Raw genomic sequence first — 17,129 nt, 5'->3', positions numbered from 1 at the left:
CTTTTCAATTTCCATCCAGGCTCCCGGGTGTGACACTTCGTCTCGCGTAGCCGCCTTGCGGTTCTAGCGACTCCACAATCCCAAGAACAAGGAGCCTGAGATGTCCGAGCTCGATACCCGCCGTTTCGTCGCCCGTGACCGGAATTGGCAGCCGAAAGGTTATACCCCGGATTACAAGACCACCATCGCCCGCTCGCCGAGCCAGGCCCTGGTCAGCATTCCGCAGTCCCTCTCGGAGACCACCGGTCCGGACTTCACCCATCTGAAGATGGGCAAGTACGACAACGACCTGCTGCTCAACTTCAACCACGGCGGTCTGCCGGTCGGCGAGCGCGTCATCATGTGCGGTCGGGTGATCGACCAGTACGGCAATCCGGTTCCGCATACCCTGGTGGAAATGTGGCAGGCCAACGCCGGCGGCCGCTACCGTCACAAGAACGACAGCTACCTGGCGCCGCTGGACCCCAACTTCGGCGGGGTCGGCCGTACCCTGACCGACGCGAACGGCTACTACTACTTCCGCACCGTCAAGCCCGGTCCCTACCCGTGGCGCAACGGCCCGAACGAGTGGCGTCCGTCGCACATCCACGTGTCGATCAGCGGCCCGTCGATCTCCACCAAACTGATCACCCAGATGTACTTCGAGGGCGACCCGCTGATTCCGAAGTGCCCGATCGTCCGCACCATCGCCAACCCGGACGCCATCGAGACCCTGATCGGCCGCCTGGACCTGAGCAGCAACGTGCCCATGGACTGCCTGGCGTACCGTTTCAACATCGTGCTGCGTGGCCAGCGCCAGACCTGTTTCGAAAATCAGTGAGTGAGAAGGAGCCGACCATGAAATACGAACTGCTGCCGGAAACCCCCTCGCAGACCGCTGGTCCCTACGTGCACATCGGCCTGGCCGGCGCCGCCGCCGGCAACCCGACCCGCGAACAGGAAATCTGGAACGAAATGGCCAAGGAGGGTGCGCCGGGCGAGCACATCGTCCTGATCGGCAAGGTCCTGGACGGTAACGGCCACCTGGTCCGCGACTCCTACCTGGAGCTCTGGCAGGCCAACCACGAAGGCGTCTACGACACCGCCTACGACCTGGAGAAGTCCTTCAACGGCTTCGCCCGCACCGCGACCACCTTCGATGCCGGCGAGTGGACGGTGAAGACCGTCAAGCCGGGCGTGGTGAAGAACGCCACCGGCAAACCGATGGCGCCGCACATCAGCGTGTCGCTGTTCGCCCGCGGCATCAACATCCAGCTGCAGACCCGCCTCTACTTCGACGACGAAGTCGAAGCCAATGCCGTCGATCCGGTGCTGAACCTGATCGAGCAGCCGGAGCGTCGCAAGACCCTGATCGCCAAGCGCTGCGAAGTGGACGGCAAGACCGCCTACCGCTTCGACATCCGCATCCAGGGCGAAGGGGAAACGGTGTTCTTTGACTTCTGAGGTCATGCACCGACCGGCGCCCGCGCAAGCGGTGCGCCGGCACTTTGCACAACGACTGGCGAATAACGGCCTCTACTTGTAGTTCGCTTTGGCGAACTTCGCGCGCATGCCGATAAAAGTAGACTGATAGTGTGGTCGGCTCGTGCGGATATCGAACGGAACCGACTTGTACGATATGCAAGATGGTAAGTTTGGCGAGCGCTTATCGCTCGAGTGTGGTTGAATTGAGAGGCTTGTTGCCCACTTGATGTCCTCCTTCTTGGAGGACTTTTTTTATCGGGCGGCTTCTGTTTTTCGTTGTTCGCCTTGATATATGAGTTGGTTGTGACGACTGCCGTGAAATAGCAGTAACTGATTGATAAATAATGAAATATAGCCACTCAAGGATTTTTTGTTTTGCGTGGGGAGCTGCAGTGTGAGTGGGGGTTTCCCGTTTGGCTTTGAGGGGGCAGGCTGTTTTGTTCAATGGCCAATAATGGGGTGCTGCTACGCCAAAGAGCCTTGCTTTGTTCTATGGCGATTGCGTTATTCGAAGTGGATGAGCCAAAGGAAATCCTGAACAGAATTTTCCGGGTCTGTTGAAATACGCCCATCCCGCCCTGCGAGTTGTCCGCTGAAGCCGTCGTCCTTCACCGATGCCGAGCGCGGCTCGCCGCAGCACCTACCGAAAACATGGCAAGGGCGGCGTCCTGTACCGAGTCAAATGCCGGATCGAGAAGGCCAAGGCGCAAGTACGGGCCAGAGTCGAGCACCCGTTCCGAGCGATCAAGCGCCCGTTCGGTTACGTCAAGGCGCGCTTTCGCGGTTTGGCGAAGAACAGGGCTTAGCGGGTGACGCTGTTCGCCCTGTCGAGCTTGTGGATGGCGCGAAAGCATCTGCTGGTGGCAGGAGAGGCGCGTCCGTATGTGGGGAGTCTCCCCTGCAAGGCACTCCTCAAGGGCAAAATCATGGATTTGCAGAGCGGTATTGGCCTGAACTTCCGCAGAGCTGCCGTTTTTTGAGCAATTAGGCAGGGAGGCAGGAAATGGCGTGGCTTTTTCAGGCCTACCTTAATGCTATGTCAATAGCAATCCATGATGGCCCCGACAACCTCTCGTGACTGTTCTAGAACTTTCTCCAGAGGTTCTCTTGAGTCAAGGTCAATGATGGGGGCCCCGTTGAAAGATAACTTGGGTACGACCTGGATTTTTTTCTCTAGAGAGGAAATTCGGTGGTCAGGTTTGCGTCTGGCTGCCGTTTCAAGATCGACATTCAGTCGCAGCACAACATCGGGACGAAGTGCCGTCATCTTCCTGTAAAGCCAGAACTCCAGATGCATAAGCATCTTTGCTCCGACGTCCGCAAGCTGCCGGCCGGTTAAAAGTGGGCCGTCCATAGCTCCGGGCTCGGCTATTTGCGGGTAACGATCTGTTAGAATCGCGCGCCCCATGCAATGAAAGAAAAACATTTTCGTGAATCGGAGCACACGTCTCATGGACGCTATGAACATGACCAACGCGACCGGAAAAGATATGCCATTTTGTCGTGCGGATACTCCCGCTTTTCTGATGCGGCTATCAACCTTCTTTCCTAGAGAATGTTGGCGCATCGCTCTTCGCAGGTTGCCCGTCTGTTTGCCTAGATGACACAGGGTCGTAGGGCGATAAGATGACATGAAGCGCAATATTTCGTGGCTTACGGTCGTTTTTCCGCTGCCATCCGAGCCGACGATTGCAATGATCGGAGCCTTTCGCCCCGGTATTCTACGAAAATGCATACTTTTATAGCTCGCCAATTATAGATACCTCATCGCCCAGCGATGTATTTCGTGGCAGCACCTACCGAAAGCGAGTACGGTGCGGTCTGGTATGAGTGGAGTTTAGTCTGGCTGCTGGCAGCGAGACTCAATGAGTCGCACGCGGAAGGAGCAGTGCACCCGCCGGCAGCGTTTCGAGCGCCTGCAACATACCGGTCGGGTGATGATCGGCGATTGGGTCCGGTTCTACAACCGCCAGCGACCGCATCGGGCGCTGAGTACGAGAGCGCCGGCCGAGGCCTGTGCTTTAGACGCATAACTTGTGCGGATTTCGCTGGGTCATTACAAAAGTCCGAATCCTGCTGGCAATTTCATCTGGCAACTTGAATAACTGTTTATCATAGTCGAGCTCATTCCGGATTCGTTTCAGAACGAGGTCGTCATGCATGTCTCCCATGAGGCCATTTATGGTGGCCAGGTAGAAAGAAAGGGCATCAAGCTCGGGAGAGGGATAGAGCGCGCGGCGCGTATCATTCAACGCTGTGCGGCGACTTATGATTTTACGTAGGTCATGAAACTGCCGGGCCGTAAGATATGCCCCTTCTTGCGTAGCATCGGCGAGATGCTGGTTTTCTGCCGCAAGATAGCGCTGGAAGCTTTCGATGGTAGAGGTCTGAGCATCCGCAATGTTCTTACGCAAAGCCTCGAAGAAACCAGTCTGAAGCCGGTACCAAAGCTTGATGCCCAGCTTGAGCGTTCGAATCCTTCGGCCGTGCTTGAAGGCGTCCTGGAAGTCGCCCATGAGCCGGGTAGTGGAATGAAGCATTTCCGGGTAGGAGTGTTGCTCGCTACAGTTAGTGCAGGCAAAACGCATATGCTTGAAGCGTGCGCGTATGAGCTTGAAGCTGGTGGCCTGTTCGGGAGTGGCCGAGCAGCGAATGGCGATGCTAGCAACAAGGCGGCGGGCAGAAGACGCACTCACGCCGGAGGCCAGAAGCTGCCAGGCTAGACGGTAACAGTCAGCCAATTCTGCCGCTGTAAACTCAGGCACGGGCTTTGTTGGGCAATAGGCCTCCAGATCGATATCATCATCATCCAGGATGTTTTGCATTAAAGCCGCAAGCTGAGCTTGGGTGGCTTTTGGGGACTCAAGAGAAAAAGAAGAGCACGACATTAGGGAGCGCTGCCTGTCTGCTTGAAATAGGAATGATTTGACCTGGTAACTTTTTCGGCAGATATTCGAGGTTTATGGATCAAGTGGTCCACGATGCCAAAATCCTGACCGCCGTACCTGCAGGTGGCGATAAGTTTTCTCGGTCGAGAGATGTTGAGTTGGCTGAGCAGTGGATGCTTGATGGCGTGCCTCCAGAATAACCTTGGCCTTTTTCTATAGCTTCAGTGCTGGCAAAATATGATCACCAATTAAAGTTGGTGAATTTGACTTTACCGGCTTTGATTTGTTCTCTAGTATGCTTGATACTTATTCCGTTAGAGTGGTAAAGCTTTACAAAAGATTATCTCATGATTACTTTCAATCATAGTCAGCTTAATGTAAATTTTTATTAAAAATTAGTAATTTTTTAGTGAAACCCCGAAGAAGACTTTCCGGATCTGTTGAAATACGCCTGTCCCGCCCTGCGAGTTGTTCGATGAAGCAGCCGTCCTTCACCGATGCCGACCTGCCGGCAAGCGCAAGCCGGTCCGACGCGAGCGCTTTGTCGTGCCGGCCACCGTCGCGCATGGCAAAGCCCGGTCTTATCGGTACCGGGCTTACGCCAGCGGAGCCTAATGTTCCCGTCGTGCCTGGCTGCGGAATTCGCTGGGCGTCAGGCGGGTGTGGCGGCGGAAGAAGCGGCTGAAATAGCCCTCGTCGGAGAAGCCCAGCTCGTGGGCGATCTCCTTGATGCTGCGACCGGAGTAGGCCAGCTCGCGCTTGGCCTCGAGCAGCAGGCGAGCGTTGATCACCGTCAGCGGGGTCATGCCCAACTGCTCCTGGCAGAGGCGGCCGAGGGTCGCCAGGGTCATGCCGAGTAGGTCGGCGTAGTCGCTGACCGGCCGGTGGCTGCGAAAATGAATCTCCACCTGCTCGCGGAACTGCCGGACCTGCTGGCTGCGCCGGCCGTGCGTCTGCCCCGGAGAGGCTTCGGCCGACTCGCCGAGGCGGAAGATGTTGACGATTAGCGCCAGGAGCAGGGCGGTGCTGCAGGCCGGATGTTCTCGTCCGCGGGCGAGGTACTCCTCTTCCAAGGCGGCGAACAGGGGCTGCAGCGGGTCCTCCGCCGCTCTCCAGCGTGGCAGCTCGATCACCTGGCGGCTGCGCAAGAGCGGCAGCAGGCCGGGGGAGAGGACCTCGGCGACCGATTCCAGCGGCTGCTGCAGAGCGGTGATCACCTTGCCCTCCACCGGGCCCTGCCAGTCGAAGCCGTGCACGCTCTGCGCCGGGATATGGATGATGCAGGGCGCGCGGGCCGCCAGGCGGACGCTGTCGCAGAGCACCTGACCGCTGCCCTGCTGCAGGTAGAGGATCTGCAGCAGGCTGTCGTGGCGGTGTGGCTCGATCGACCAGTCGTGGGCGCCGGAGCGGTTGGAGATGGTTTCCACATGCAGGGATTCGTGCCAGATCGGCTGGGGGGCCTCGCCATAGAGGGTGTAGCTGGGGATCTTGCTCATTGTTGTGGACTCCTTGCCCTCCCTGATTAGCCCGAAGCGGCCGGGCGGGTCAATTCGCCGTTCACCGGCTGTGGACTTTTGCCGCAAATGTCGGGGTGGTTGTCGATTTCGTCCATTCTGGAACGCCGCCGCGTCCTCCTAACATCCGCCTCACGTGCAGAGCCAGCAGGCTCGACGCGCCAACAACAATAAAACGCGGCGCCACGGCGCGCCGCCCTGCGTGAGTGCCGGAGATGGTCATGAACAACAACAACGACAACTGGCTGGGACTCGACTCGGCCGTCTGTGTGGTCACCGGAGCGGCCGGCGGCATCGGCCGCGAAATCGCCGCCGCGCTGGTCGGGCAGGGCGCCCGGGTGGTGCTGCTGGATCGCGATGCGGCCGGCTGCGCGCACCTTGCCGAGCAACTGTCCGCCCGTGCCGCCGAACCCGTCCAGGCCATCGCCTGCGACATCGCCGACCCGGCGAGCGTGCAGCAGGCGGCCGCCCAGGTGGAAAGCCGCTTCGGCCACTGCGACGTGCTGGTCAACAATGCCAGCGTGCTGCAGCCCGGCGGCATCGAAGAGATCACTTTGGAAAAGTGGAACCAGGTGCTGTCGGTCAACCTGAACGGCTACCTGCTCTGTTCCCAGGCGTTCGGCCGCTCGATGCTGGCCCGCCGCTGCGGGCGCATCGTGCACATCGCCTCGATCGCCGCGCATTCGCCGCAGACCTGGAGCGGCGCCTACAGCGCGGCCAAGGCCGGGGTGAGCATGCTCTCCCGGCAGATCGCCAGCGAGTGGGGGCCGCGCGGTGTGCGCAGCAACGCCGTCTGTCCGGGGCTGATCCGCACGCCCCTGTCCGCCGCCTTCTATGCCGACCCGCAGATCGAGCGCCAGCGCTGTGCGATGACCGCCAACGGGCGGATCGGCGAGCCCAGCGACATCGCCGACGCCGTGCTGTTCCTCGCCAGCCCGCGCGCCGACTACATCAACGGTGCCGAGCTGACCGTCGACGGCGGCCTGGAAAGCATGCTGATGGCACTGATCCCGCGTCCCGGCTTCGAATCCCCCGCGACCGCCCGCCAGGGCTGAACCCCGCCACCCTTATCGGCGTGCGCCGCTGCCCGCGCCCCTGCCTGTCCGGCAAGGAGACTGCTCATGACTGTGCAAACCCAAATCCCCACCCTCCAGTGCGACGTGCTGGTCGTCGGCTCGGGAGCCGGCGGCCTGTCGACCGCCATCACCGCGAAGAAGCACGGCCTGGATGTGGTCGTGGTGGAGAAGGAGGAGCATTTCGGCGGCACCACGGCCTTTTCCGGCGGCGTGCTGTGGATTCCCGGCAACCACCTGGCCAGGGCCTCCGGTGTGCGCGATAGTCGCGAGGCGGCGCGCACCTACCTGCAGAACGAGGCCGGGGCCTTCTTCGACGACCGGGCGGTGGATGCCCTGCTCGAACACGGCCCGGAAATGCTCGAGTTCTTCGAGCGCGAGACCGAGGTCAAGTTCGTCCCGACCCTTTACCCGGACTACCACCCGACGCTGCCCGGCGGCGTCGATATCGGCCGTTCGGTGCTGGCGGCGCCCTACGACATCCGTCGGCTCGGCAAGGACATGGCGCGCCTGCGTCCGCCGCTGGAGACCATCACCTTCATCGGCATGATGTTCAACTCGTCTAACGCCGACCTGAAGCACTTCTTCAACGCCACCCGGTCGCTGACCTCGTTCGTCTACGTGACCAAGCGCCTGGCCACCCATCTCAAGGAGCTGGCCCTGTACCGTCGCGGCATCAACGTGACCAGCGGCAACGCCCTGGCCGCGCGCCTGGCCCAGTCGGCGCTGGATCTGAGCATCCCGATCCACACCCGTACCCCTGCCAGCGAGCTGCTGCTGGAGAATGGCCGGGTGATCGGCGCCCTGGTCCGCGGACCGCAGGGCACACAGCGGATCGAGGCGCGGCGCGGCGTGGTACTGGCCAGCGGCGGCTTCTCCCATGATCTGGCACGTATCCACCAGGCCTATCCGCACCTGCGCCGCGGCGGCGAGCACCTCTCGCCGGTGCCGGCCGGCAATACCGGCGACGGTGCCTACCTGGCCGAGTCCGTCGGCGGCAAGCTGGAGCTGCGCTTCCCCGAGGCCGCGGCCTGGATGCCGGTCTCCCGGGTGCCGCTGAGCAAGGGCCGCCACGGGGTCTTCCCGCACCTGCTCGACCGCTACAAGCCGGGCGTGATCGGCGTGCTGCGCGACGGCCGGCGCTTCACCAACGAGTCGGAGTCCTACCACGACGTCGGCGCCGCGCTGATCCAGGCCTGCGAGGGGCAGCGCGAAACCGCCATGTGGCTGATCTGCGACCGCACCGCCATCGGCAAGTACGGCCTGGGCTATGCCAAGCCGTCGCCGATGCCGCTGCGGCCATTGATTCGTAGCGGCTATCTGCTCAAGGGGGCGACCCTCGCCGAACTGGCGCGTCAGGCCGGCATCGATCCCCGCGGGCTGGAGGAGACGGTGCGCCAGTACAACCTCGGCGCCGAGCGCGGGGTGGACAACGAGTTCGGCCGCGGCACCACCGCGTTCAACCGTTACCTGGCCGACCCGGAGCACAGGCCCAACCCGTGCGTGGCGCCGATCGGCAAGGGGCCGTACTACGCGGTGAAGGTGATCATGGGCGATCTCGGCACCTTCGACGGTCTGCGCACCAGCCTCGAGGGCGAGGTGCTGGGCGAGGGCGGCGCGGCCATCCCCGGCCTGTACGCGGTGGGCAACGACCGCGCCAGCGTCATGGGCGGCAACTATCCGGGCGCCGGCATCACCCTCGGCCCGATCATGACCTTCGGCTACCTCACCGGCCGCCATCTGGCCCGCGCCGAGGCGCTGCAACCCGCGACCCGCTACCGGGAGGCCGTGTGATGAACCACAAGCCAATCGTCGACCACCGCATCTACACCATCAAGCCGCGCGGCATGGCCGAGTTTCTCGAGGTCTTCGACCGCCTGGCGATGCCGGTGCTGCTGCGCCACCTGGGCAGGCCGCTGGCCTTCTACACCAGCTGCATCGGGCCGCTGAACCAGGTGGTGCACCTCTGGGGCTACGACAGCCTGGACGACTTCGAGAAGCGCGCCCTGGCCCGCGACGGCGACCCGGAATTTCGAGAATACCTGCAGGCTTCGGCGCACCTGGTGATCGCCCAGGAGACGCGGATCATCCGGCCGGTGCAGTTCAAGAGCCTGCAGTAGACGAGAGCCCTGGCGTCGCCGGTTGCCTTGCCGGCGCCGCCTCATCCGAAAACCTACCGGTTGCGCGCGTCCGGCAGTGCGTGCGCAGCCCCATGCCCGGAGAAAGACCGTTCGCCCTCTGCCAGCCAAGACTCGCCTTCGACAATAAAAACTGAGCCCCAAGGCTCGAGGTGACTTCAAGTGAGCGCAATAAAAACCATGGATGTGCGTGAACTGATCAACGACCGCCCCTTCGGCGGCTTCCAGAAACTGGTGGTGTTCTTCTGCTTCGTCATCATCGCCCTGGACGGCTTCGACGTGGCGGTGATGGGGCTGATCGCGCCCCAGCTGCGCGAGGACTGGGGGGTGACGCCGCAGGCGCTCGGCCCGGTGCTGAGCGCCGCGCTGGTCGGCCTGGCGGTCGGCGCGCTGGTCGCCGGTCCGCTGGCCGACCGCTACGGGCGCAAGATCGTGCTGGTTTCCAGTGTGCTGTTCTTCGGCCTCTGGACCCTGGTCACGGCCTTCTCCAGCGATGTCACTCAACTGGTGGCCTTCCGCTTCCTCACCGGCCTCGGCCTCGGCGCCGCCATGCCCAACGCCGCCACCCTGACCGCGGAGTTCGCCCCGGAGCGCAAGCGCGCCTTCCTGGTCACCGTGGCTTTCTGCGGCTTTTCCTTCGGCGCAGCCGGCGGCGGCTTCCTGTCCGCCTGGATGATTCCCCACCTCGGCTGGCAGAGCGTGCTGATCATGGGCGGGGTGCTGCCGATCCTGGTGGCGCCGCTACTGATCTGGAAGATGCCGGAGTCGCTGAGCTTTCTGGTCAGCCGGCGGGCACCGCGGGAAAGCATCCGGCGGATCGTCGAGCGGATTGCCCCGGGGGTCAGCGATAGCCGCACGGACTTCGTGCTGCCGCGTGCCGTGCAGGGCGAGGGTGGCGCGCGGCTGGTGCTGTCCGCTCACTACCGGTTCGGCACCCTGATGCTCTGGGTCGGCTATTTCACCGCACTGTTCCTGGTCTACCTGTTCAGCAGCTGGTTGCCGACCCTGGTCAAGTCGGGCGGCTACAGCGTCTCCGAGGCAGCCATCGTCACGTCCCTGTTCCAGGTCGGCGGGCCGCTCGGCGCGCTCTGCGTCGGCTGGGCGATGGATCGTTTCCGGCCGCACGGGGTGCTGCTCGTGACCATGCTGGTGGCGGCGCTGGCCATCGGTGCGATCGGCCAGGCGACCCACGATCTGCTCCTGCTCGGCGCCATCGCCTGCGCGGTGGGCTTCTGCCTGAACGGCGGCAGCGTCGGCATGAACGCCATGGCTACCTGTTTCTATCCCACCGAGGCGCGCGCCACCGGAGCCTGCTGGATGAGTGGCATCGGCCGTTTCGGCGCCATCCTCAGTGCCTTCGCTGGCGGCCAGATGATCGCCATGGGGCTGCCGCTCGGCCAGGTGTTCGCCCTGCTGGCGATTCCCGCCGTGCTCTCCGGGCTGGCCCTGGCCGCCAAGGGCCTGGAGCGGCGCGCCGCGCCGCAGCTGCAGGCCGCCTGAAACACCCGGACCGCGCCTGCGCGGCGGGTGCGGCTCCGTTCAGGGCTGGGGGCGTTTCTTTCATGTTCCAAGAGGAGATTCATCGATGCTGGAGGGGAAGGTTGCCGTCGTTACCGGCGGCGGTTCCGGGATCGGCGAGGCGATTGTCCGGCTGTTCGTGGCCGAGGGCGCCCGGGTGGTGATCGGCGATATCGACGCGTCGGCGGCGGCGCTGGCCGCCGAGCTTGGCGATGCGGCGATCTTCATGCGCAGCGACGTGACCTGCGAGGCGAGCGTCGCGGCCCTGATGCAGACGGCGCTGGATGCTTTCGGCCGGTTGGACATTCTGGTCGCCAACGCGGGAATCCCGGAGCAGAAGGCGCCGGTTCACCGGCTCGACCTCGCGGACTGGCAGCGGGTGATCGACATCGACCTGACCGGGGTCGCCCTGTGCAACAAGCATGCTGCCGTACACATGCTCGCGGGGGGCGGCGGCTCCATCGTCAACATGGCCTCGATCCTGGCGCACGTGGGCCAGGAGAACAGCACGGCCTATTCGGCGGCCAAGGCCGCGGTGGTCAACTTCACCCGCTCGGTTGCCCTGACTTATGCCCGCCAGGGCGTCCGTGCCAACAGCGTATCGCCGGGCTATGTCGACACGCCATTGCTTGCCCGGCTGCCGCAGGCGACCCGGGACGCGATTCTGGCCAGACAGCCGGTCGGCCGCCTGGCCCAGCCGCTGGAGATCGCCCAGGTGGTCGCCTTCCTGGCCAGTGATCGGGCCTCGATCGTGACCGGCGCCTGCTTCCAGGCTGACGGTGGCTATACGGCGATCTGACGGGGCCGGAACTGAAGAGGGGAGTTCCGTCTAGAATGACAGTCCTTTGCACCAATACGGGCTGACATCAAATGCACGGAGTCTCCTCCCCTGTTCACCTTGACCCCGATACGGTGCGCGGCCGGCAGTTCAACCGAATCGCAACGGCTTCCGTTCGCCCCGGTGCCCATGGCCCAGTTCGACGACCGGTGACTCGTCGCCTGCGAGCGATCGGCCTCCTCGGACTGTTCGCCCTGCTCGCCGCCTGCGCGCGCGCTCCGGTGTTGCCGCCGGAAACCGAGCGCCTGCCCGAGCGGGTCGAGCTGGTCGGCGTGCCTTTCTATCCGCAGGAGGACTACCAGGGCGGGCCGGCTGCGCTGGCGAGCATGCTCAACCAGCGCGGTCTGGACACCTCGCCGGGGCTGCTCAAGGATCAGGTGCTTTCGTCCGGAGGCAAGGGAGAGAGCCGGCAGGAGGCGATGGTGGCCGCCGCGCGCCGTCACGGAATGCTGGTCCAGCCCCTGGCGCCGCGGCTGGAGAGCGTGCTGAGCGAGGTGGCGGCGGGCAACCCGGTGCTGGTGCTGCAGAACCTCTCCCGCGGTTGGTGGTCGGACTGGCGTTTCGCTGTGGTGGTGGGGTACGACCGGCGCGAGCGGCAGCTCATCCTGCGTTCGGGGACCACGCGCCGGCTGACGACCGATTTCGCCGCCTTCGACCGGGGCTGGGCGAAGGGCGGGCGCTGGGCGGTGCTGACGCTGTCCGCCAACCGGCTGCCGGCGACGGCACAGACGCGCCTCTGACCCCGCCAGGCCCGCAGCGGTGTGCCGGTGCCAGTTTGCCCGTCATCTTGTTCAGACGCCTAGCCGGTCCCGCAGCGTGTAGTACCAAGCGCCGAGGGCGGTGAAGGGTACGCGTAGCAGGCGGCCGCCGGGGAAGGGGTAGTGGGGTAGTGCGGCGAAGGCGTCGAAGCGCTCGGCCTGGCCGCGCAGGGCCTCGGCGAGCAGCCGGCCGGCCAGATGGGTGTAGGTGACGCCGTGGCCGCTGCAGCCCTGGGAGTAGTAGAGGTTGTCGCCGATCCGCCCGACCTGCGGCAGGCGCGACAGGGTGAGGAGGAAGTTGCCGGTCCAGGCGTAGTCGATCTTCACCTTCTTCAGCTGCGGGAAGGTTCTGAGCATCTTCGGCCGGATGATGCCCGCGATGTCCCGGGGATCGCGGGCGCCGTAGATCACGCCGCCGCCGTAGATGAGCCGCCGGTCGGCGGAGAGCCGGTAGTAGTCGAGCAGGTAGTTGCAGTCCTCGACGCAGTAGTCCTGGGGCAGCAGGCTGGCGGCCAGCTCCTCGCCCAGGGGCTCGGTGGCGATCACTTGAGTGCCGCAGGGCATCGACTTGGCCGCCAGCTCCGGAACCAGGTCGCCCAGATAGGCATTGCCGGCCAGCACGACGAACTTCGCCCGAACCCGCCCCTGCGGGGTGTGCACCAGCGGATCGGCGCCGCGCTCGATGCGCACGGCGGGCGACTGTTCGTGGATCGTCCCACCCAGGGCTTCCACGGCGGCGGCCTCGCCGAGGGCCAGGTTGAGCGGATGGATGTGCCCGCCGCTCCTGTCCAGCAGGCCACCGACATACTGCCGGCTGTCCACCACCTCGCGGATGCGTTGGGCATCCAGCAGTTCCAGTTGGCTATGCCCGTAGCGCTCCCAGAGCTTCTTCTGCCCCTCCAGATGGGCCATCTGTCTGGGGGTGAAGGCGGCGAACACGCCGCCGTCCTTCAGGTCGCAGCGGATGCCGTGGCGGGTGACGAGTTCGCGCAGGATGCGTCCGCCCTCGAAGGCCATCTCGCCGATCCGGCGGGCCTGTTCGGCGGGGAGGCTGCGTTCGATCACGTCGATGTCGCGACTGTAGCTGTTGACGATCTGCCCGCCGTTGCGGCCTGATGCGCCGAAGCCGACCTTGGCCGCTTCCAGCAGGACGACGCGAAAGCCGTTTTCCAGCAGGAACAGGGCGGTGGACAGCCCGGTGTAGCCTGCGCCGACGATGCACACGTCGGTTTCGACTTCGCCGACGAGTTCCGGGCGCGCGGGCGTGGGATTGGCCGAGGCGGCGTAGTAGGAGAGAGGGTAGTCGGTGTGCGCCATCTTGCGGCTTCCTGTTCCGGATATTCGACGTCGGATCGATGCTACCGGAGCGGATTTTCCCCGGCTAGCGCGCCGGGAATCCGGTCTGGATTGGAAAAATCATCTTTTTCAGTCGGTTAGCAGAGAAATGTGTTGACAGGCCGGTGCAAGTCCGTAAAATGCGCGGCCATCGACAGGCACATAGCTCAGTTGGTTAGAGCACCACCTTGACATGGTGGGGGTCGTTGGTTCGAGTCCAATTGTGCCTACCAAATCAAAAAGGGTCGCTACGGCGACCCTTTTTTTATGGGGCGCTTGTCAGTGGCGCGGCTTTCTGAAAGCATCCCGCATCTTTACCTCCAGTGACTCCGCTTCGTCCGGGTCGGGCCTCAGGGCTCCTGCCACCGTGGGGCAGGTATATCCGGCGGACCGCTTTACTGGCTCATCCCAACCCATGTGGCCTTTGGTAGGGGTCACCACTAGGAGAGGAGGCGCCATGCCCACCATCACTCTTCCCGACGGCAGTCAGCGCACGTTCGATCATCCGGTTTCGGTCGCCGAGGTCGCTCAGTCCATCGGCGCCGGCCTGGCCAAGGCCACCGTGGCCGGCAAGGTCGACGGCAAGCTGGTCGATGCCTGCGATCTAATTGATCGCGATGCGGCCCTGCAGATCATCACGCCGAAGGACGAGGAGGGGGTCGAGATCATTCGCCACTCCTGCGCGCACCTGATCGGTCATGCGGTCAAGCAGCTCTATCCGACGGCGAAGATGGTGATCGGTCCGGTCATCGAGGAAGGCTTCTACTACGACATCGCCTACGAGCGCCCTTTCACGCCGGACGACATGGCGGCCATCGAAGCGCGCATGCGCGAGCTGATCGATAAGGACTACGACGTCGTCAAGAAGATGACCCCGCGCGAGCAGGTGATCGAGGTGTTCAGGTCTCGCGGCGAGGAGTACAAGGTGCGCCTGGTCGACGACATGCCCGGCGAGCGGGCGATGGGCCTCTACTACCATGAGGAATACGTCGACATGTGCCGCGGTCCGCACGTGCCGAATACCCGTTTCCTCAAGGCCTTCAAGCTGACCAAACTGTCCGGTGCCTATTGGCGCGGCGATGCCAAGAACGAGCAGCTGCAGCGCGTCTATGGCACTGCCTGGGCGGACAAAAAGCAGCTGGCGGCCTATATCCAGCGCATCGAGGAAGCGGAGAAGCGCGATCACCGCAAGATCGGCAAGCGCCTCGATCTCTTCCACGCCCAGGAAGAGGCGCCGGGCATGGTGTTCTGGCATCCCAATGGCTGGACCGTCTATCAGGTGCTTGAGCAGTACATGCGCGGCGTGCAGCGGGAGAACGGCTACCTGGAGATCAAGACGCCGCAGGTGGTCGACCGCAGCCTGTGGGAAAAGTCCGGGCACTGGGCGAACTATGCCGAGAACATGTTCACCACCGAGTCGGAAAGCCGCGACTACGCGATCAAGCCGATGAACTGCCCGTGCCACGTGCAGGTGTTCAACCAGGGTCTGAAGAGCTACCGCGAGCTGCCGATGCGTCTGGCCGAGTTCGGTGCTTGTCACCGCAACGAGCCGTCCGGTGCGCTGCATGGCATCATGCGGGTGCGCGGTTTCACCCAGGACGATGCGCACATCTTCTGTACCGAAGAGCAGATGCAGGCCGAGTCGGCCGCCTTCATCAAGCTGACCCAGCAGGTCTATGCCGACTTCGGTTTCCAGGATATCCAGCTGAAGCTTTCCACTCGTCCGGAAAAGCGCGTCGGCTCCGACGACCTGTGGGATCGTGCCGAGGGAGCGCTGGCCGCGGCACTGGAGACTGCCGGCCTGCCCTATGATCTGCAGCCGGGCGAGGGCGCCTTCTACGGGCCGAAGATCGAGTTTTCCCTGAAGGACTGTCTGGGACGCGTCTGGCAGTGCGGTACCCTGCAGCTGGATTTCAACCTGCCGGTCCGTCTCGGCGCCGAGTATGTCAGCGAGAACAACGACCGCCAGCATCCGGTGATGCTGCATCGGGCGATCCTGGGTTCCTTCGAGCGTTTCATCGGCATCCTCATCGAGCACTACGAAGGCGCTTTCCCGGCTTGGCTGGCACCGACCCAGGCGGTGATCATGAATATCACCGACAAGCAGGCCAGCTTCGCTCTCGAAGTCGAGAAGATGCTCAACCAGAGCGGCTTTCGTGCCAAGTCCGACTTGAGAAACGAAAAGATCGGTTTTAAAATTCGCGAGCATACTTTGCTCAAGGTTCCCTATCTCTTGGTGATCGGAGATCGGGAAGTTGAGACGCGAGCCGTGGCTGTGCGCACCCGCGAAGGTGTCGATCTGGGCTCGATGCCCATCGATGAGTTCCGCGAGATGCTGGCGCAGGCGGTTGCCCGGCGTGGTCGCCAAGAATTGGAGTAATCATTATTAAGCGTGAAATGAGACAAGATAGAAAAGCTCAACCGAAAGCTCCGATCAACGAGAATATCTCGGCACGCGAGGTTCGGTTAATTGGAGTGGACGGTGAGCAGATTGGCATCGTCTCGATTGATGAAGCGCTTCGCGTAGCGGAAGAAGCCAAGCTGGACTTGGTGGAGATCTCCGCTGACGCAGTGCCGCCCGTATGCCGGATCATGGACTACGGCAAGCACCTGTTCGAGAAAAAGAAGCAGGTCGCGGCGGCGAAGAAGAACCAGAAACAGGTTCAGATCAAAGAAATCAAGTTTCGTCCAGGGACGGAAGACGGGGATTACCAGGTAAAACTACGCAACCTGGTACGTTTCCTTAGCGAGGGGGACAAGGCCAAGGTATCCCTGCGATTCCGCGGTCGTGAGATGGCCCACCAGGAGCTGGGCATGGAGCTGTTGAAGCGGGTCGAAACCGACCTCGCCGAATACGGCGCCGTCGAACAGCATCCGAAGATGGAAGGACGCCAGCTGATCATGGTCATCGCCCCCAAAAAGAAAAAATAACCCACCAGGGCACTGGCAGGCCTTGCGGTTATGCGTAATCACTCAATGCGGAGTATCCGAACATGCCAAAGATGAAAACCAAGAGCGGCGCCAAGAAGCGCTTCAAGCCGACTGCGAACGGCTTCAAGCACAAGCACGCTTTCAAGAGCCACATCCTGACCAAGATGACGACCAAGCGTAAGCGTCAGCTGCGCGGCACCTCGCTGATGCATCCGTCCGACGTCGCCAAAGTCGAACGCATGCTGCGCGTTCGTTAATCCCGGTCAAGATTCCAGAAGGTAACTATTCATGGCTCGTGTTAAGCGTGGCGTCATCGCCCGTCGTCGTCACAAGAAAATCCTGAAACTCGCCAAAGGCTACTATGGTGCGCGCTCCCGCGTGTTCCGCGTTGCCAAGCAGGCGGTGATCAAGGCCGGCCAGTACGCCTACCGTGACCGCCGTCAGCGCAAGCGTCAGTTCCGCGCCCTGTGGATCGCCCGTATCAACGCCGGTGCTCGTCAGAACGGTCTGTCTTACAGCCGCCTGATCGCTGGCCTGAAGAAGGCGGCCATCGAGATCGACCGCAAGGTGCTGTCCGATCTGGCTGTGAACGAAAAAGCGGCGTTCGCCGCGATTGTCGAGAAGGCCAAAGCCACTCTGGCTTGACTCCTCGACAATCACCGGGTTCGCCCG

At 63.0% G+C, this 17,129-nt stretch carries 16 protein-coding genes, 1 tRNA gene and 2 pseudogenes; 15 read left to right on the top strand and 4 right to left on the bottom strand.

Annotated features, from left to right (window positions below):
• The first annotated feature begins 100 nt into the window (after positions 1 to 100).
• The 3 genes and pseudogenes from pcaH to BMY22_RS14495 all read left to right on the top strand — a co-directional run.
• Positions 101 to 820: a protocatechuate 3,4-dioxygenase subunit beta gene (gene pcaH / locus BMY22_RS14505; RefSeq protein ID WP_090622044.1), complete on the top strand. Its 720-nt coding sequence runs from the start codon at positions 101 to 103 to the stop codon at positions 818 to 820.
• Positions 821 to 837: 17 nt separating this feature from the next.
• Complete coding sequence (pcaG, locus tag BMY22_RS14500) at positions 838 to 1,443, top strand: protocatechuate 3,4-dioxygenase subunit alpha (protein WP_090622042.1); 606 nt, start codon at positions 838 to 840, stop codon at positions 1,441 to 1,443.
• Between the two features lie 644 nt (positions 1,444 to 2,087).
• A pseudogene (locus BMY22_RS14495) lies at positions 2,088 to 2,342 on the top strand (transposase); the annotation flags it as partial.
• A gap of 161 nt (positions 2,343 to 2,503) precedes the next feature.
• Here the strand turns inward: BMY22_RS14495 and BMY22_RS24910 are convergent.
• Positions 2,504 to 3,217: a nucleoside/nucleotide kinase family protein gene (locus tag BMY22_RS24910; protein ID WP_244158876.1), complete on the bottom strand. Its 714-nt coding sequence runs from the start codon at positions 3,215 to 3,217 to the stop codon at positions 2,504 to 2,506.
• 112 nt (positions 3,218 to 3,329) lie between these two features.
• On the opposite strand from BMY22_RS24910, the gene BMY22_RS25375 reads away from it, so the two are divergent.
• Positions 3,330 to 3,497 carry an integrase core domain-containing protein gene (locus tag BMY22_RS25375; protein ID WP_090623223.1) on the top strand — a complete coding sequence of 56 codons (168 nt, stop codon included), beginning with the start codon at positions 3,330 to 3,332 and terminating at the stop codon, positions 3,495 to 3,497.
• Here BMY22_RS25375 and BMY22_RS14480 read toward each other — a convergent pair.
• Positions 3,486 to 4,289 carry a hypothetical protein gene (locus BMY22_RS14480; protein WP_244158875.1) on the bottom strand — a complete coding sequence of 268 codons (804 nt, stop codon included), beginning with the start codon at positions 4,287 to 4,289 and terminating at the stop codon, positions 3,486 to 3,488. The genes BMY22_RS25375 and BMY22_RS14480 overlap by 12 nt on opposite strands.
• A gap of 674 nt (positions 4,290 to 4,963) precedes the next feature.
• Complete coding sequence (locus tag BMY22_RS14475; protein ID WP_090623219.1) at positions 4,964 to 5,848, bottom strand: helix-turn-helix domain-containing protein; 885 nt, start codon at positions 5,846 to 5,848, stop codon at positions 4,964 to 4,966.
• Positions 5,849 to 6,087: 239 nt separating this feature from the next.
• Here BMY22_RS14475 and BMY22_RS14470 point away from each other — a divergent pair, with 239 nt between their 5' ends.
• The 6 genes and pseudogenes from BMY22_RS14470 to BMY22_RS14445 form a co-directional block, all read left to right on the top strand.
• Positions 6,088 to 6,921, top strand: coding sequence for an SDR family NAD(P)-dependent oxidoreductase (locus BMY22_RS14470; RefSeq protein WP_175559844.1), 834 nt, complete (start codon positions 6,088 to 6,090; stop codon positions 6,919 to 6,921).
• Between the two features lie 84 nt (positions 6,922 to 7,005).
• Positions 7,006 to 8,733: an FAD-dependent oxidoreductase gene (locus BMY22_RS14465; protein WP_208599290.1), complete on the top strand. Its 1,728-nt coding sequence runs from the start codon at positions 7,006 to 7,008 to the stop codon at positions 8,731 to 8,733.
• Positions 8,733 to 9,059, top strand: coding sequence for an NIPSNAP family protein (locus BMY22_RS14460; RefSeq protein ID WP_090623213.1), 327 nt, complete (start codon positions 8,733 to 8,735; stop codon positions 9,057 to 9,059). Before BMY22_RS14465 ends, BMY22_RS14460 begins: the two co-directional genes overlap by 1 nt.
• 180 nt (positions 9,060 to 9,239) lie before the next feature.
• A complete protein-coding gene (locus tag BMY22_RS14455; protein WP_090623211.1) occupies positions 9,240 to 10,577 on the top strand; it encodes an MFS transporter in 1,338 nt (445 codons plus the stop codon).
• A gap of 85 nt (positions 10,578 to 10,662) precedes the next feature.
• Positions 10,663 to 11,394, top strand: coding sequence for a cis-4-hydroxycyclohexanecarboxylate dehydrogenase (chcB2, locus tag BMY22_RS14450; protein WP_090623208.1), 732 nt, complete (start codon positions 10,663 to 10,665; stop codon positions 11,392 to 11,394).
• A gap of 233 nt (positions 11,395 to 11,627) precedes the next feature.
• Positions 11,628 to 12,158: pseudogene (locus tag BMY22_RS14445) on the top strand (PA2778 family cysteine peptidase); the annotation flags it as partial.
• Positions 12,159 to 12,224: 66 nt separating this feature from the next.
• Here BMY22_RS14445 and BMY22_RS14440 read toward each other — a convergent pair.
• Positions 12,225 to 13,508, bottom strand: coding sequence for an NAD(P)/FAD-dependent oxidoreductase (locus BMY22_RS14440; RefSeq protein WP_090623207.1), 1,284 nt, complete (start codon positions 13,506 to 13,508; stop codon positions 12,225 to 12,227).
• Between the two features lie 174 nt (positions 13,509 to 13,682).
• On the opposite strand from BMY22_RS14440, the gene BMY22_RS14435 reads away from it, so the two are divergent.
• The 5 genes from BMY22_RS14435 (at position 13,683) to rplT (ending at position 17,102) form a co-directional block, all read left to right on the top strand.
• A tRNA-Val gene (locus BMY22_RS14435) sits at positions 13,683 to 13,759 on the top strand.
• Positions 13,760 to 13,983: 224 nt separating this feature from the next.
• The gene (gene thrS, locus BMY22_RS14430) at positions 13,984 to 15,906 is read left to right on the top strand and encodes a threonine--tRNA ligase (RefSeq protein ID WP_090623204.1); all 1,923 of its coding nucleotides are present in this window, start codon (positions 13,984 to 13,986) and stop codon (positions 15,904 to 15,906) included.
• Positions 15,906 to 16,457, top strand: coding sequence for a translation initiation factor IF-3 (gene infC, locus BMY22_RS14425; protein WP_170849397.1), 552 nt, complete (start codon positions 15,906 to 15,908; stop codon positions 16,455 to 16,457). Before thrS ends, infC begins: the two co-directional genes overlap by 1 nt.
• Before the next feature lie 62 nt (positions 16,458 to 16,519).
• On the top strand, positions 16,520 to 16,714 hold the full coding sequence (gene rpmI / locus BMY22_RS14420) for a 50S ribosomal protein L35 (protein ID WP_039804765.1): 195 nt from the start codon (positions 16,520 to 16,522) through the stop codon (positions 16,712 to 16,714).
• A gap of 31 nt (positions 16,715 to 16,745) precedes the next feature.
• Entirely contained in the window at positions 16,746 to 17,102 is a 357-nt protein-coding gene (gene rplT / locus BMY22_RS14415) for a 50S ribosomal protein L20 (RefSeq protein WP_090623200.1), read from the top strand.
• Positions 17,103 to 17,129: the final 27 nt, after the last annotated feature.

This window comes from Azotobacter beijerinckii, from assembly GCF_900110885.1.
Taxonomy (GTDB): Bacteria; Pseudomonadota; Gammaproteobacteria; order Pseudomonadales; family Pseudomonadaceae; genus Azotobacter; species Azotobacter beijerinckii.
The sequence above is the reverse complement of the archived record's forward strand: the minus strand, read 5'-3'. Positions and strand labels throughout refer to the sequence as shown.